This is a genomic window from Streptomyces sp. NPDC059037 (assembly GCF_042740015.1).
Classification (GTDB): domain Bacteria; phylum Actinomycetota; class Actinomycetes; order Streptomycetales; family Streptomycetaceae; genus Streptomyces.
Genome location: NZ_JBHYIG010000255.1, coordinates 1 through 14,401, shown reverse-complemented (window position 1 = coordinate 14,401; position 14,401 = coordinate 1). Strand labels below are relative to the sequence as shown.

The following is a 14,401-nucleotide window of genomic DNA, read 5'->3' as shown; positions in this document are numbered from 1 at the left end:
CTGAGGACGCCGTTGTGCACGCCCTCCAGGAACGTCGAGCCCTGGGCCTGCGAGAAGTAGCCGGTGATCGGGGCGTACATGGGGCCTTCCTTGAATACCCGCTGGTACTTGAAGTCCGTCCCGCTGACTTCCTTGGACCCGGTGATCGGCTTCCCGCCGACGATGATGTCGCCCCGCGGGTGCGAGAAGGCCTCGATCTGGACGCGGCGGTTCTTCTCGTGGGTCGAGAGCTTGTCGCTCTCGGCGAACTGGATCCACGTCGCGCGCAGCAGCAGGGCGAGCGTCAGCACGCCACAGAAAAGGGCTATGTGACGCAGCGGCTTGTTCATGCGGTCCCCCCAAGACCCGTGACACCAAGACATGACGCTGGTCCATCATGTGCATGGGTTCCGTACATGTGCATGGGTCCATCATGTGCACGGCCGCGGCTCTTTCCGCCGTTGTTTCCGAACAGTCACACGACAGGCGCCCCCCGAAGCACCTCGATCACGCTCGCGTAGCTGTCGGAGCCGTGCCCCGCGGCGCTCGCCCGTTCCATGGTGGCCTTGAGGAGTTCGGGCAGCGCGTTGTCGAGTCCGCGGTCGGCCGCCGTGTGGATGAGGTGGTCGATCGTCGCGATCTGTACGTCGACGGTGGCGTCGTCGCCCGGATAGTGCCCGGCGTCCACCTGGGGCGCGTACGTGGCGAGGAAACCGGCGACGGCATGCGAGAGCCAGCGGATGGCGACGGGGGTGAAATCCGTGGCCTTGGTGTCCGCGCCGAGCAGCGCCGTGCCGTGCAGCCAGCCGGTGAACGCGGCCCACATCAGGCCGAGCAGCGCGACGTCGTACAGGGAGGCGCGGCCCGGCTCCTCGCCCAGGTACAGCGGGTCGCCGAGGGCGGCGAGCGCCGGGCGGTGCGCTGCGAAGACGTCACCCGAACCGCTGTACAGGAACATCATCTCCGGGCTGCCGACCCCCGGCGGCGTGGTCATGATCGCCCCGTCGAGATAGCCGAGGCCAAGGGAATCCGCCCACGCGGCTGCCTCAACGGCCTGCTCGGGGGAGCCGGACGTGAGGTTGACCAGGGCCCTGCCCGCGAGCCCGTCGGCGGCGGCGACCGGGTCGAGGACGGCGTGCAGCGCGTCGTGGTCCAGTACGCAGGCGACGATCAACTGACCGGCGGCGACGGCCTCTTCGGGCGTCGCGGCGAGCTTCGCGCCCCGGCCGACGAGGGCGTCGGCCTTGCCGGGGGAGCGGTTCCAGACGGTGGTGGGGTGGCCGGCGTCCAGGAGGGTGGCGGCCAGCGCCGCGCCCATGTTGCCGAGGCCGATGACGGTGACGGGGGTCTTCTGCGGGCGGTCGGTGCTCTCTGTGCCCGTGGCGGTGATCTCTGTGTGCGTGGCGTTGATCTCTGTGCTCATGCGGACCACGCTCGCAGCGCGCGCCGCCACGGGACAGTGACAGGGATGACGCGGACCACCAAATTCCCGCCACCCCCACTGCCACCCCCACCCCCGTGCACAGCGGCCTCTTTGACCTTGACACGGGGACAAGGCCTTCACTGCTCGCCAAGGAGGTGATGGTCTCGATGACGATCACGACACAGGACACCGATGTGACGCGAGCGCTCCGAGGGCTGGCGGACGACCGTTCGTCCGTGCGTCTGCGGGCCGCTCTGGCGGTCGGTACGGCGCCTGACCCGCGCTTCGTCGACAAGCTCGTCGAGCGCAGCGCGATCGAGCCCGAGTTCTTCGTCCGCGACATGCTGACCTGGGCGCTCACCCGCCACCCGGTGTCCATGACGCTTCCGCGGCTGCTCCGTGAAGTCCGCTCGCAGCGTGCGCAGGCACGGAGCCAGGCGCTGCATACGCTGTCCAAGATCGGGGACCGGCGGGCGTGGCCTGCGATCACGCGGGCGCTGCTTTCCGACGCCGATGACGAGGTGGCGCGCAGCGCCTGGCGGGCCGCGGTCGTACTCGTGCCGGAGGGCGATGAGCCGGCGCTGGCCGAGGTCCTCGCGACGCAGCTCGGGCGCGGTGAGCGGGAGACGCAGCTGAGCCTCAGCCGGGCCCTGGTCGCGCTGGGTGCGGTGATCGGGCCGGCGCTGCGTGCCGCGACGGAGGCCCCCGACCCGCGTACGCGCACGCACGCGCTCGCCACGGAGCGGCTGCTGCGCGACCCGGACGCCGGGTTCGAGTTCGCGATCGAGGAGGCGAAGCGCGTCGTGGCCCTCGGCGGGTCAGGCCAGGAGGGACGATAAGGCGTGTTGATCGGTGAGGTGGCGCGGCGGTCCGGGGTCAGTGCCCGCATGCTCCGGCATTACGAGTCGCTCGGTCTGGTGCGGCCCTCGGGGCGTACGGGCTCCGGATACCGGGAGTACTCCGGCGCGGACATCCGCCGGATCTTCCACGTCGAGAGCCTGCGGTCGCTGGGTCTTTCGCTGCGGGAGATCGGGCGCGCGCTCGACGATCCCGGCCGCACGCCGTCGGCGCTCGTCGACGACCTCATCCGTCAGACGCGCGAACGCATCGCGGCCGAGACCGAGTTGCTCACGCGGCTGCGCCGGATCGATGCCGCGGACCCCGCAGGATGGGAGGACGTCCTCCAGATCGTCGCGCTCCTTCAGGCACTGGGGTCCAAGAGCGCCGACGCACGCCAGCGGGCGGCCCTCTCCTCGGCCGACGAGGTGCCGGTGCCGGTGGAGGCCCTGGTCGAGGCGGCACTGAGCGAGACGGACCCGAACGTCGCCGGGGCCCTTCGATGGGCCCTCGCGCGATCGGGCGACGGCGGCCCGGCACTGCTGGCGGACGGCCTCGGCTCACCGGTGGCCGCGGTGCGCGAACGGGCCGTCCAGTGCCTCGCCGAGCTGCCCGGTAAGGAGGCTGCCGCGCGGCTGCGGGATGCCCTCGCGCACCCCGACGCGGTGGTCCGCGGGTATGCGGCTCTGGCGCTCGGGACGCGTGGGGTGGCCGATGCGGTCCCCACGCTCATCGACATGATCGTGGCGGGACGGAACGACACCGATGCGGCCGATGCGCTGAGCGTCCTTGCGAGCGACACCGCGGCGGCGGACGAGATCGCGGCCGGGCTCGTCGACCGCCTCGCCCACGACACCACGGAAGCGCCCGCACGCGGACGGCTGACCCAGGCGCTTGCGGGCATCCCGGGGAGGAGGGCGTCAGATGCCCTGGTGGAGCTGTCGCAGGACGGGGACCGCGCCGTCGCACTGACCGCGACGTACCTTCTCCGGCTGCGCGAGGCACCGTGACGGTTCCGGGCCGCGCGAGGGCCGCGCGATGTCAGACCCGCGCGATGTCAGACCCGCGTCCTACCCTCGCCGCATGAGCGCTGGTTCCGTCGCGTTGGTCGTGACCGAGGAGATAGCGATCCCGTCCTGGGATCTGTACGAACTGAGCATCCCCTGCACGGTGTTCGGCAAGCCCCAGCCGGATCTGTCGGACCACTGGTACGACTTCCGGCTGTGCAGCGCGTACGAGGGTGGGGGCGCCGGAGACACCGGCCTTTCGCTGCGTACGCCGTACGGACTCGACGACCTGGCCGGCGCGGACACGGTCATCGTGACGTCGGTCCCGGACGCCTGTGTCGACGACGGCGCACCGCTGCCGCCGGGCCTCGCCCCCGCCCTGCGCCGTGCGTACGAGGCGGGCGCCCGGATGGTCTCCCTGTGCACCGGCGCCTTCGCGCTCGCCGAGGCGGGCCTGCTCGACGGCCGCAGGGCCACCGCGCACTGGATGCACACGGCCCAACTGGCCGAGCGCTACCCGAAGGTGGACGTCGACGACTCCGTGCTCTACGTGGACGACGGTTCCATTCTCACCAGCGCCGGAGTGAGCGCGGGCCTCGACCTGTGCCTGCACCTGGTCCGCCGCGACCTGGGTGCGCACGTCGCCAACCAGCTCGCCCGGCGGATGGTCGTGCCCGCCCACCGGCCGGGCGGCCAGGCCCAGTTCATCGACCTCTCGGTGCCCGCGACGGACGACGAGGGCCTTGCGCCCGTACTCGAATGGGCCCGCGCCCGCCTCGACCGCCCGCTGACCGTCGACGACCTGGCCCGGCACGCGGCCATGAGCCCGCGCACGCTGTACCGCCGCCTCCAGGCGGCCACCGGCACGACCCCGCTCCAGTGGCTGCTCAACCAGCGCCTCGCGCGCGCCCAGAGCCTCCTGGAGTCGACGGACCTGCCGATCGAGCGCATCGGCGTACTGAGCGGCCTGGGCACGGCGAACAACCTCCGCCACCACTTCCTCAAGCAGGTGGGCGTGTCACCGGGGGACTACCGGCGGGCCTTCCCCCGTGTGACAGCCCCCCGTGTGACAGCGGGCCCCGCTCAGGCGCCGACGTAGGCCGCGAGGTGCTCGCCCGTGAGCGTGGAGCGGTCGGCGACCAGCTCGGCGGGCGTCCCCTCGAAGACGATCTTGCCGCCGTCGTGGCCCGCGCCGGGCCCGAGGTCGATGATCCAGTCGGCGTGCGCCATGACCGCCTGGTGGTGCTCGATGACGATGACCGACTTGCCGGCCTCCACAAGCCGGTCGAGCAGGCCGAGCAGCTGCTCGACATCGGCGAGGTGCAGGCCCGTGGTCGGCTCGTCGAGGACGTAGACACCGCCCTTGTCACCCATGTGGGTGGCCAGCTTGAGCCGCTGCCGTTCGCCGCCGGACAGCGTGGTGAGCGGCTGGCCGAGGCTGAGATAGCCGAGCCCGACGTCGGCGAGCCGGTCGAGGATCTTGTGCGCGGCCGGGGTGTGCGCATCGCCGGAGCCGAAGAACTCCTCGGCCTCGGCCACCGACATCGCGAGCACCTCGCTGATGTCCTTGCCGCCGAAGGTGTACGTGAGCACCTCGGCCTGGAACCGCTTCCCTTCGCAGTCCTCGCAGGTGCTCTCGACGCCCGCCATCATGCCGAGGTCGGTGTAGATGACGCCGGCGCCGTTGCAGGTGGGGCAGGCGCCCTCGGAGTTGGCGCTGAACAGCGCCGGCTTCACGCCGTTGGCCTTGGCGAACGCCTTGCGGATCGGTTCGAGCAGTCCGGTGTACGTCGCCGGGTTGCTGCGCCGCGATCCCTTGATCGGCGCCTGGTCGACCGACACCACGCCCGCCTCGGTGGGGACCGAGCCGTGGATGAGCGAGCTCTTGCCGGATCCGGCGACGCCGGTGACGACGCACAGCACCCCGAGCGGCACGTCGACGTCCACGCCCTGAAGGTTGTTGCGGGTGGCGTCGCGGATCTCCAGCGTGCCGGTGGACTCGCGCACCGTCTCCTTGAGCTTGGCCCGGTCGTCGAGATGGCGCCCCGTGACGGTGTCGCTGGCCCGCAGCCCGTCGATGCCGCCCTCGAAGCAGACGGTGCCGCCCGCCGTGCCCGCGCCGGGCCCGAGGTCCACGACATGGTCGGCGATGGCGATCGCCTCCGGCTTGTGCTCCACGACGAGCACCGTGTTGCCCTTGTCGCGCAGCTGGAGCAGCAGGTCGTTCATGCGCTGGATGTCATGGGGGTGCAGGCCGATGGTGGGCTCGTCGAAGACGTACGTGACATCGGTGAGCGACGAGCCGAGGTGGCGGATCATCTTGACGCGCTGCGCCTCGCCGCCCGACAGCGTGCCCGCGGGCCGGTCGAGCGCGAGATAGCCGAGGCCGATCTGCACGAACGAGTCGAGGGTGTGCTGCAACGCGGTGAGCAGCGGCGCGACTGAAGGCTCTTTCAGGCCCCGTACCCACTCGGCCAGATCCCGGATCTCCATCGCGCAGGCGTCGGCGATGCTGACCCGCTTGATCTTCGAGGACCTGGCCCCCTCGCTGAGCCGCGTCCCGTCGCACTCGGGGCAGACGGTGAAGGTGACGGCCCGCTCCACGAACGCCCGGATGTGCGGCTGCATCGCCTCCTTGTCCTTGGACAGGAACGACTTCTGGATCTTGGGGATCAGCCCCTCGTAGGTGAGGTTGACGCCGTTGACCTTGACCTTCATGGGCTCCCCGTAGAGGAAGTCCCGCAGTTCCTTCTTGGTGTACTTCCGGATCGGCTTGTCCGGGTCGACCAGGCCGGACTGGGCGTAGACCTGCACGGTCCACTGGCTGTCCGACTTCCAGCCGGGGATGGTGAACGCGCCCTCGGAGAGCGACTTCGAGTCGTCGTAGAGCTGCGTGAGGTCGATGTCGGAGACCGCGCCCCGGCCCTCGCAGCGCGTACACATGCCGCCGGTGCGGTTGAAGGTCGCCTTCACGGTCTTGGTCTTGGCGGCGCCGCGCTCGACGGTGATGCCGCCGCTCGCCCGGACCGAAGCGGTGTTGAAGGAGTACGCGCTGGGCGGGCCGATGTGCGGCTTGCCGAGCCTGCTGAAGAGGATCCGCAGCATCGCGTTGGCGTCGGTGGCGGTGCCGACGGTGGAGCGCGGGTCGGCGCCCATCCGCTGCTGGTCGACGGTGATCGCGGTGGTCAGTCCGTCGAGCACGTCGACCTCGGGCCGCGCCAGGGTCGGCATGAAGCCCTGCAGGAAGGCGCTGTAGGTCTCGTTGATCATCCGCTGCGACTCGGCGGCGATGGTGTTGAACACCAGCGAGCTCTTGCCCGATCCTGAGACCCCCGTGAACACCGTGAGGCGCCGCTTCGGGATCTCGATGCTGACGTCCTTCAGGTTGTTCACCCGGGCGCCGTGCACGCGGATCATGTCGTGGCTGTCGGCGGCGTGCGGCGCGGGCGGCTGCGTGCTCTTCCTCTTGGCCGTACTCATCGCGTCTCCATCCGTCGTGCGGGCCGCCTGCGCGGTCTCCGTCGCCTGCCTCACGGTATGCGGCGCCCGGGGGCCCGCGCTTCTCGAATCCTGATCTGCCCGGCTGCCGATCTCCGCGGCTCTCTCCGGCTCCTCTCCGGAGCCCGACGTGGCCTGGCACACTTTTGCAAGCATGTGCTTGCAATAGTTAGCAAGGGCGGGGCACTATCGGCGTATGGCATCACTCAACGTCGGCAATCTCGGTGAGTATCTGCGTGAGCAGCGGCGCAACGCGCAGCTCTCGCTGCGGCAGCTCGCCGACGCCGCCGGGGTGTCCAATCCGTATCTGAGTCAGATCGAGCGCGGCCTGCGCAAGCCGAGTGCCGAAGTCCTGCAACAGGTGGCCAAGGCGCTGCGGATCTCCGCCGAGACGCTGTACGTCCGGGCCGGGATCCTCGACGAGAAGGAGCGGGACGAGCTGGAGACGCGCGCCGTCATCCTCGCCGACCCGTCCATCAACGAGCGGCAGAAGCAAGTGCTGTTGCAGATCTACGAGTCGTTCCGCAAGGAGAACGGCTTCGAGGTCTCGTCGTACGCGGACGATGTGTCGTACGTGGACGGCTCCTCGTTCTCAGATGAAGTGGACGCCACCGCTGACGGCCCCCGCACGGCCGACGGCAGTGATGCCAGCCCCAAGGACCACCCCTCAAGCTGACGCGATTCCGGGAGGACCATCCCCATGGCCATCAAGGACGACCTGTACAAGACCCTCAGCGACCCCACCCCCGCCTACTTCGCCGCGGGCACCGCGGACCTGGCGTACCAGCAGGCGAAGAAGGTGCCGGGCCTGATCGAGCAGCTGATCGCCGAGGCGCCTGCCCGGTTCGACGCCGTGCGCAACACCGACACCAAGGCCGTCCAGGACAAGGCCGCCACCCGCGCCAAGGAGGCGCAGGAGACGATCCAGGCCAAGGTCACCGAGTTCATCGGCACCCTCGACACCGACCTGAAGAAGCTCGGCGAGAGCGCTCAGGACCTGGCGCTGCGCTCGGTCGGCGTGGCCGCCGAGTACGCGGTCAAGGCGCGGGAGAAGTACGAGGAGGTCGCCGAGCACGGTGAGCAGGCCGTGAAGACCTGGCGCGGCGAGGCCGCCGAGGAGATCTCGGAGCTGGCCGAGGCCGTCGAGCCGGACGCTTCGGAGCCGAAGCCCGCCGCATCGCAGGCCGCCGCCTCCGCCCCGGCGAAGAAGCCGGTGGCGAAGAAGACCACGGCGAAGAAGACGACGGCCAAGAAGGCCACGTCGCCCGCCAAGTAGGCGCGTGTCGCGGCTGTTGCTGCCGTAGGAGCGGGTCGGGCACTCTCGGAGTGCCCGGCCCGTTCTCCGGGTAGCGGGTACGGTGTCCGCGTACTCAAGACTCGCGTACTCAAGGTTCGCGTACTCAAGACTTTCGAAGGCCTCACGAGCCGGGACTGGTGGTGGACGTTGTGCTGATGCAGGGCTTCGCGAACTTCATGTGGCTGCTGTCGTTGGCCCTGATCGTCTTCAGCGGCTTCGCGCTCATCGACGCGGCCGTCCGGCGTGAGGACGCCTACCGCGCGGCGGACAAGAAGACCAAGCCGTTCTGGCTGATCATCCTCGGGCTCGCCTTCATCGTGAACCTGATCTTCAACATCCTGTCGTTCCTGCCGATCATCGGGCTCATCGCGACCATCGTCTACATGGTCGACGTGCGGCCCGCCCTGCGGCAGATCACCGGCGGAGGCGGCGGTGGCCGCCGCGGCTCCAGCAGTGACGGGCCGTACGGGCCGTACAACGGCGGCCGGTAGCCCTCGGGCGATCGCAGGCTAGCGATCGCGGTCCAGGAGCAGCACCGCCACGTCGTCCGTCAGGTCGCCGCCGTTGAGGTCGCGGACCTCGTTGACCGCGGCCTCCAGGAGCTCGTCGCCCCGCAGCCCCGCCGCAATCTTGCGGCGGACCATCTCCACCATGCCCTCCTGGCCGAGGCGCTCCTTGCCCTGGCCGATGCGGCCCTCGATCAGGCCGTCCGTGTAGAGCATCAGGCTCCACCTGCCGCCGAGCTCCACCTGGCGGCGCGGCCAGCGGGCGTTCGGCAGCAGGCCGAGCGCGGGGCCGCTGTTCTCGTACGGAAGCAGCTCCGCGAGACGCCCGTCGCGGGCGATCAGCGGGGACGGGTGTCCTGCCAGGCAGAGTCCGGCCCGGCGGCCGTCAGGGGCGATGTCGACGGTGCAGAGCGTCGCGAAGATCTCGTCGTCGGCGCGCTCGTGCTCAAGGACCTTCTGCAGGGTGGAGAGCAGCTCGTCGCCGCACAGGCCCGCGAAGGTCAGGGTCCGCCAGGCGATGCGCAGCTCGACGCCGAGCGCGGCCTCGTCGGGGCCGTGGCCGCAGACGTCGCCGATCATGACGTGCACCGAGCCGTCGGGGGTGCGCACCGTGTCGTAGAAGTCGCCGCCGAGCAGCGCCCGCGAGCGCCCGGGGCGGTAGCGGGCCGCGAACCGCAGCGGTGAGCCGTCGAGCAGCGGCGTGGGCAGCAGGCCGCGCTCCAGACGGGCGTTCTCCTGGGCCCGAAGCCGCGACTCCGTCAGCTGGCGCTGGGCGGCGTCGGCGCGCTTGCGCTCCACGGCGTACCGGATGGCGCGGCTGAGCAGCCGCTCGTCCAGCTCGTCGCGGAAGAGATAGTCCTGGGCGCCGACGCGCACCGCCTCGGCGCCGCGCTCGGCGTCGCCGTTCGCGGTGAGCGCGAGGACGGCGTGCCGGGGCGCGAGGCGCAGCACGTGCTTGAGCATGGCGAGCTCGTCCTCGTCGGCCTCGGAGGCACCGGCACCGGCACCGGGGGCGCCGGCGCCCGTCAGGGCGAGGTCGAGCAGGATGCAGTGCACGTCGTCGGTGAGCAGCCGCTCGGCCTCGGTGAGGTTGCGGGCGGTGCGGATGCGGATGGGCTTGCCCGCGGAGTCGAGCAGCGCGGGGACGCCGAGTGACCCTGCCGGGTCGTCCTCGATCACCAGCAGGCTGAGTCCGGTGCCGCCTGTCTGCTCCGTCGGGCGGTGGTGTGCGGCCACGTCCGGGGACGTGGGTACGGGCGCCGGCAGAGTGTGAGCCTGACCGCCTTCCGCGGCCGGGATCGCTCTCTGCCGCGGTATGGGTACGGGCATCGGTTTTGTTCCTTCCCTCCCCCCGAGGGCATGGTGGGGCGACGGTCGCCGCACCACCGACGGGGACCATAGCGTTAGCCACGGCTCCATTGGAATGCCGAGCGGCAAACAGCCACCGTCATATGCCGCATGTAGGGCCGCAATTGGGCACGACGGCTCCCACCGGGGATGACGAACATCACGCCGGAGGGGTTGAGTACGGAACGTGGGGGTGCGGTGGGTCACATGACGTACGGCACAGAAGGGCCGCGCAACTGACTCACCGCACAGGGACGGTCACTTGCCGGGCGCTTCTTGCCGGCGGCCGGGCTACTTGTCGGGCCTGACGACCCCGAGGATCTTCATCGATCCCGCTCCGGCGACGGTGACATCGCGTCCGGGGCGCGGTGCGTGCACGATCGCGCCGTCGCCCAGGTACATCCCGACATGACTGGCGTCCTGGTGATAAATGATCAGGTCGCCGGGGCGCATGTTCTTGATGTCGATGCGCGACAGTTGCTTCCACTGCTCCTGCGACGTACGCGGAATGCCGCGTCCCGCCGCTGCCCAGGCCTGTGAGGTGAGCCCCGAGCAGTCGTACGAGGACGGGCCCTCGGCGCCCCACACGTACGGCTTGCCGATCTGCGCGGTGGCGAACTCGACGGCCTTCTTGCCCTGTCCTGTCGCCTTGCCCTTGATGTCCTTCAGGACGCCCGAACTCACCCACGCCGACTGCTTCTTGAGGGCGGCCTCCTCCTCGAGCTTCCGGAGCCGCTCGCGCTCCTTCTTCTCGAGCTTGGACTCCATCTCCTCGGCGGCCTCGATCTTCTTCTTGATCTTCTTCTTCGATGCGGCCTTCGCCTTGCGGTTGGCTTCCAGCTTCTTCCACTGGGCGGTGGCGTCCTTGGCGTAGATCCGCAGGTCCTCCTGCGTCCGGCCCATCTCGGTCAGCATGCCCTTGGTGGCCTTCTCGCCCTGCCGCATCCGCCCCGCGCCGTCCAGGAACTCCTGCGGGTCGTCGCTGAGCATCAACTGGGCCTCGGAGGGCATCCCGCCGCTGCGGTACTGGGCGCGGGCGGCGGCGCCCGCGCGGGACTTGAGCTTGTCGAGCTTCTGCTGGCCCTTGGTGATGGAGCGGGCGAGCCGCACGATCTGCTGGGACTGCTTCTTCGACTTCTCCTCGGCCGCGTTGTACGCATCCGTGGCGACGCCCGCTTCGTGGTAGAGGCGGTCGATCTCCTTGCGTACGTCCTCAAGGGACTTGGCCTTGCCGGGCGTTGGCTTCGCCGGACTCGCGAAGGCCGTGCCGGGTGTCGTCAGCACCGTCACCGCGCAGATCAGCGCCATGCCAGCCATCGTCGAACTCCGCTTGCCGGTCACGTCCCGCCTCCCCCAAAACTGATTTACCGTCAGTAACTTGTGGTCGCCCCGGGGATGGTGCCATGTCCGCGCGCAATACGACAGAGCACGTAGGCAACTCCCACCCCGCTGCCCGTCTCATGTGACGAACGGCACTGGAAGATCGTTCCCCGCAGGTCAGGCCGGGTGATCTGCTCCTCGCGGGGCGCGGTTCACGCCTGACGGGGGCTTGGCTCACGCCTGACGGGGCGCGGTTCACGCCTGACGGGGCGCCAACGCCTCCCACCGCACGGTGACTTCACCCTGCCGCCAGCGCGAGGGCCGGTCGGCCACCGGCCAGTCCGCGGCCAGCTCGCGCACCGTCCTGATCCACCGCTGCCGCGCCCCGTACGAGGCGTACGGGGCCGCTGCCGCCCAGGCCCGGTCGAAGTCGCGCAGGAACGCGTGTACGGGCTCGCCCGGCACGTTCCGGTGGATCAGCGCCTTCGGGAGCCGCTCGGCGAGGTCGGACGGCCGGTCGAGCGAGCCTAGGCGGGTAGCGAAGGTCACCGTGCGCGGGCCTTCGGGGCCGAGCGCGACCCAGACGTGCCGCCGCCCGATCTCGTCGCAGGTCCCCTCCACCAACAGCCCACCGGGCGCGAGCCGCGCGCACAGCCGCTCCCACACGGCGGTGACCTGTTCCTCGTCGTACTGCCGCAGGACATTGGCGGCCCGGATCAGCGCGGGCCTGCCGGGCAGCGGCACCTCGAAGCCACCGTGCCGGAACGAGAGCCCCTCCCTCTCGTACGGCTTCGCGGCCGCGACCCGTGCGGGATCGATCTCGACGCCGACCACGCGCACGTGGGGCGCGGCGGTGCGCAGCCGCACCAGCAGCTCGACGGCGGTCCAGGGCGCGGCCCCGTAGCCGAGGTCGACGGCCACGGGGTCGGCCGCGCGCCGCAGCTCGGCGCCGTGCGTGGCGGCGATCCAGCGGTCCATGCGGCGCAGCCGGTTGGGGTTGGTGGTCCCGCGGGTCACCGTTCCCACGGGGCGGGAAGGGGTGCGGGAGGCCATGAGGAGAAGGGTATGCGCCCGCGATCGCCGACAACGGTTGAGCCCGACCCAGTAATGATTTGGCAAAGAGGAAATGGAGGCGACTCTTCCGATGTTCTCCCCCTGGAGGGCTTTTGCGGGCCCTCCCGCAAGCCATGCCCGCGCGCGCAAGGAGGACCGCCACGTGACCCAGTACGTGTCCAGGCTCGGTCGCCTCTCTCCGGCAGCGCCCGGCAGACTCCGGCTCCCCGGTACGCACCGCCGCCCGCGCCGCGTGGCGATGCTGAGCGTGCACACCTCACCGCTGCACCAGCCCGGCACGGGCGACGCGGGCGGCATGAACGTCTACATCGTCGAGCTGGCCAAGCGCCTGGCCGCGATCAACGTGGAGGTCGAGATCTTCACGCGCTCGACCACGGGCGCGCTGCCGCCCGCCGTCGAGCTCGCTCCCGGCGTCCTGGTCCGGCACGTGGACGCGGGCCCCTACGAGGGCCTGGCGAAGGAGGAGCTGCCCGCCCAGCTCTGTGCCTTCACGCACGGCGTGATGCAGGCGTGGGCCGGCAACCGCCCCGGCTACTACGACCTGGTCCACTCCCACTACTGGCTGAGCGGCCACGTCGGCTGGCTGGCCGCCGAACGCTGGGGCGTGCCGCTGGTGCACGCCATGCACACCATGGCAAAGGTCAAGAACGCCGCGCTGGCTGTCGGCGACACACCCGAGCCCGCCGCCCGCGTCATCGGCGAGACACAGATCGTGCGAGCGGCGGACCGCCTGATCGCCAACACCTCGGAAGAGGCCGACGAACTCGTACGCCACTACGGGGCGGACGCGGGCAAGGTCGCAGTCGTTCACCCCGGCGTGAACCTGGACCGCTTCCGCCCCGCGGACGGCCGCGCGGCGGCCCGCCACCGCCTGGGCCTCCCACAGGACGCCTTGGTCCCTCTCTTCGCGGGCCGCATCCAGCCGCTCAAGGCGCCGGACGTGCTGCTCCGCGCGGTCGCGGTCCTCCTGGACCAGCGCCCCGAGCTGCGCTCGAACATCGTCGTACCCGTGGTGGGCGGCCCCAGCGGCAGCGGCCTCGCCAAGCCGGAGGGCCTCCAGAAGCTGGCGGCGAAGCTGGGTATCGCGGACGTGGTCCGCTTTCAGCCCCCCGTCGGCCAGGAGCAACTGGCGGACTGGTTCCGCGCGGCATCCGTCCTGGTCATGCCCTCCTACAGCGAGTCCTTCGGCCTGGTCGCCATAGAGGCGCAGGCGGCGGGCACGCCGGTGCTTGCGGCGTCGGTGGGCGGCCTGCCGGTCGCGGTCCGCGACGAGACGACGGGCTTCCTGATCTCCGGCCACGAGCCGGCCCACTACGCGCGCGTACTCCGCGATTTCGCCGAGAACCCCCACCTGGTGGACCGCATGGGCGCGGCGGCCGCGCTGCACGCGGAATCCTTCGGCTGGGACACGGCGGCGTCCGCCACGGCGGACGTCTACACGGCGGCGATGCATGAGCACCGGCGTCGCGTACGCTCGCATCATGGCTGATCAGGCTGACGCACCGGCGATCATCGAGCAGACGCTGAACGACGCCGAGCTGGAGTGGGAGAACCCGGAGCCAGGCTCCTACGTGGTGAAGCTCCCCGGCACCCGCAAACTCTCCACGACGCTCTCGCTCAAGCTGGGCAAGCACGCGCTGACGCTGATGGCGTTCGTGGTACGCCACCCCGACGAGAACGACGCGGCGGTCCACCGCTGGCTCCTGGAGCGGAACCTGCGCTTGTACGGCGTGAGTTACGCGATCGACTCCCTGGGCGACATCTACCTCACCGGCAAGCTGCCACTGTCGGCGGTGACCCCCGAGGAACTGGACCGCCTCCTCGGCTCGGTCCTGGAGAACGCGGACGGCCCCTTCAACACACTCCTGGAACTGGGCTTCGCCACGGCGATCCGCAAGGAGTACGCGTGGCGGGTGTCGCGGGGCGAGCCCACCCGAAACCTGGACGCGTTCACTCACCTGACCCAGGAGTAGTGGGTTCCCGGCGGTTCATTGGCGCCGGGGCCGCCCGGTTGTCCCGAGGTTGGCGGTTCCGGGCCGGGTGTAAAGGGCGCTCCGCTGCGCTGCGCGTCGGCTGCGCCGATGACCCTTCGGGCCACCCTTGACACCCGTCC

General features: G+C 70.5%; 13 protein-coding genes and 1 pseudogene. 8 read left to right on the top strand and 6 right to left on the bottom strand.

From position 1 onward, the window contains the following. A pseudogene (locus ACFWY6_RS35960) lies at positions 1-329 on the bottom strand (penicillin-binding protein 2); the annotation flags it as partial. A gap of 125 nt (positions 330-454) precedes the next feature. Next, positions 455-1,402, bottom strand: coding sequence for an NAD(P)-dependent oxidoreductase (locus ACFWY6_RS35955; RefSeq protein WP_384699674.1), 948 nt, complete (start codon positions 1,400-1,402; stop codon positions 455-457). A 167-nt stretch (positions 1,403-1,569) separates the two neighbouring features. Between ACFWY6_RS35955 and ACFWY6_RS35950 the strand changes: the two genes are divergently transcribed. The 3 genes from ACFWY6_RS35950 to ACFWY6_RS35940 all read left to right on the top strand — a co-directional run bounded on the left by ACFWY6_RS35950 (position 1,570) and on the right by ACFWY6_RS35940 (position 4,345). After that, entirely contained in the window at positions 1,570-2,241 is a 672-nt protein-coding gene (locus ACFWY6_RS35950) for a HEAT repeat domain-containing protein (RefSeq protein ID WP_384699672.1), read from the top strand. Between the two features lie 3 nt (positions 2,242-2,244). Continuing rightward, on the top strand, positions 2,245-3,249 hold the full coding sequence (locus ACFWY6_RS35945) for a MerR family transcriptional regulator (RefSeq protein WP_384699670.1): 1,005 nt from the start codon (positions 2,245-2,247) through the stop codon (positions 3,247-3,249). 73 nt (positions 3,250-3,322) lie between these two features. Continuing rightward, entirely contained in the window at positions 3,323-4,345 is a 1,023-nt protein-coding gene (locus tag ACFWY6_RS35940) for a GlxA family transcriptional regulator (RefSeq protein ID WP_384699668.1), read from the top strand. Here ACFWY6_RS35940 and ACFWY6_RS35935 read toward each other — a convergent pair. Next, the gene (locus ACFWY6_RS35935) at positions 4,330-6,726 is read right to left on the bottom strand and encodes an ATP-binding cassette domain-containing protein (protein WP_384699666.1); all 2,397 of its coding nucleotides are present in this window, start codon (positions 6,724-6,726) and stop codon (positions 4,330-4,332) included. The two genes, ACFWY6_RS35940 and ACFWY6_RS35935, sit on opposite strands and share 16 nt — an antisense overlap. Before the next feature lie 214 nt (positions 6,727-6,940). Between ACFWY6_RS35935 and ACFWY6_RS35930 the strand changes: the two genes are divergently transcribed. The 3 genes from ACFWY6_RS35930 (at position 6,941) to ACFWY6_RS35920 (ending at position 8,532) form a co-directional block, all read left to right on the top strand. Further along, a complete protein-coding gene (locus tag ACFWY6_RS35930) occupies positions 6,941-7,420 on the top strand; it encodes a helix-turn-helix domain-containing protein (RefSeq protein ID WP_384699664.1) in 480 nt (159 codons plus the stop codon). A gap of 24 nt (positions 7,421-7,444) precedes the next feature. Then, positions 7,445-8,020 carry a hypothetical protein gene (locus tag ACFWY6_RS35925; protein WP_384699662.1) on the top strand — a complete coding sequence of 192 codons (576 nt, stop codon included), beginning with the start codon at positions 7,445-7,447 and terminating at the stop codon, positions 8,018-8,020. 176 nt (positions 8,021-8,196) lie between these two features. After that, the gene (locus ACFWY6_RS35920) at positions 8,197-8,532 is read left to right on the top strand and encodes a DUF2516 family protein (RefSeq protein WP_384699678.1); all 336 of its coding nucleotides are present in this window, start codon (positions 8,197-8,199) and stop codon (positions 8,530-8,532) included. 18 nt (positions 8,533-8,550) lie between these two features. Here the strand turns inward: ACFWY6_RS35920 and ACFWY6_RS35915 are convergent, their stop codons facing one another. The 3 genes from ACFWY6_RS35915 to ACFWY6_RS35905 form a co-directional block, all read right to left on the bottom strand. Next, entirely contained in the window at positions 8,551-9,966 is a 1,416-nt protein-coding gene (locus tag ACFWY6_RS35915) for a PP2C family protein-serine/threonine phosphatase (protein WP_384699660.1), read from the bottom strand. 219 nt (positions 9,967-10,185) lie between these two features. Next, positions 10,186-11,211: an NlpC/P60 family protein gene (locus ACFWY6_RS35910; protein ID WP_384699676.1), complete on the bottom strand. Its 1,026-nt coding sequence runs from the start codon at positions 11,209-11,211 to the stop codon at positions 10,186-10,188. 258 nt (positions 11,212-11,469) lie between these two features. Then, positions 11,470-12,267: a class I SAM-dependent methyltransferase gene (locus tag ACFWY6_RS35905; protein ID WP_384699658.1), complete on the bottom strand. Its 798-nt coding sequence runs from the start codon at positions 12,265-12,267 to the stop codon at positions 11,470-11,472. Positions 12,268-12,430: 163 nt separating this feature from the next. Between ACFWY6_RS35905 and mshA the strand changes: the two genes are divergently transcribed. Next, on the top strand, positions 12,431-13,777 hold the full coding sequence (gene mshA / locus ACFWY6_RS35900) for a D-inositol-3-phosphate glycosyltransferase (protein WP_384699656.1): 1,347 nt from the start codon (positions 12,431-12,433) through the stop codon (positions 13,775-13,777). Continuing rightward, a complete protein-coding gene (locus tag ACFWY6_RS35895) occupies positions 13,770-14,261 on the top strand; it encodes a YbjN domain-containing protein (protein ID WP_266865030.1) in 492 nt (163 codons plus the stop codon). The genes mshA and ACFWY6_RS35895 overlap by 8 nt, the downstream gene beginning before the upstream one ends. Positions 14,262-14,401: the final 140 nt, after the last annotated feature.

Excerpts from the sequence above, each read along its gene's own strand:
- ACFWY6_RS35955 (WP_384699674.1), bottom strand. The coding sequence starts at position 1,402 with ATGAGCACAGAGATCAACGCCACGCACACAGAGATCACCGCCACGGGC.
- ACFWY6_RS35950 (WP_384699672.1), top strand. The coding sequence starts at position 1,570 with ATGACGATCACGACACAGGACACCGATGTGACGCGAGCGCTCCGAGGG.
- ACFWY6_RS35940 (WP_384699668.1), top strand. The coding sequence starts at position 3,323 with ATGAGCGCTGGTTCCGTCGCGTTGGTCGTGACCGAGGAGATAGCGATC.
- ACFWY6_RS35935 (WP_384699666.1), bottom strand. The coding sequence starts at position 6,726 with ATGAGTACGGCCAAGAGGAAGAGCACGCAGCCGCCCGCGCCGCACGCC.
- ACFWY6_RS35930 (WP_384699664.1), top strand. The coding sequence starts at position 6,941 with ATGGCATCACTCAACGTCGGCAATCTCGGTGAGTATCTGCGTGAGCAG.
- ACFWY6_RS35925 (WP_384699662.1), top strand. The coding sequence starts at position 7,445 with ATGGCCATCAAGGACGACCTGTACAAGACCCTCAGCGACCCCACCCCC.
- ACFWY6_RS35920 (WP_384699678.1), top strand. The coding sequence starts at position 8,197 with ATGCAGGGCTTCGCGAACTTCATGTGGCTGCTGTCGTTGGCCCTGATC.
- ACFWY6_RS35915 (WP_384699660.1), bottom strand. The coding sequence starts at position 9,966 with ATGGAGCCGTGGCTAACGCTATGGTCCCCGTCGGTGGTGCGGCGACCG.
- ACFWY6_RS35910 (WP_384699676.1), bottom strand. The coding sequence starts at position 11,211 with ATGGCTGGCATGGCGCTGATCTGCGCGGTGACGGTGCTGACGACACCC.
- ACFWY6_RS35905 (WP_384699658.1), bottom strand. The coding sequence starts at position 12,267 with ATGGCCTCCCGCACCCCTTCCCGCCCCGTGGGAACGGTGACCCGCGGG.
- ACFWY6_RS35895 (WP_266865030.1), top strand. The coding sequence starts at position 13,770 with ATGGCTGATCAGGCTGACGCACCGGCGATCATCGAGCAGACGCTGAAC.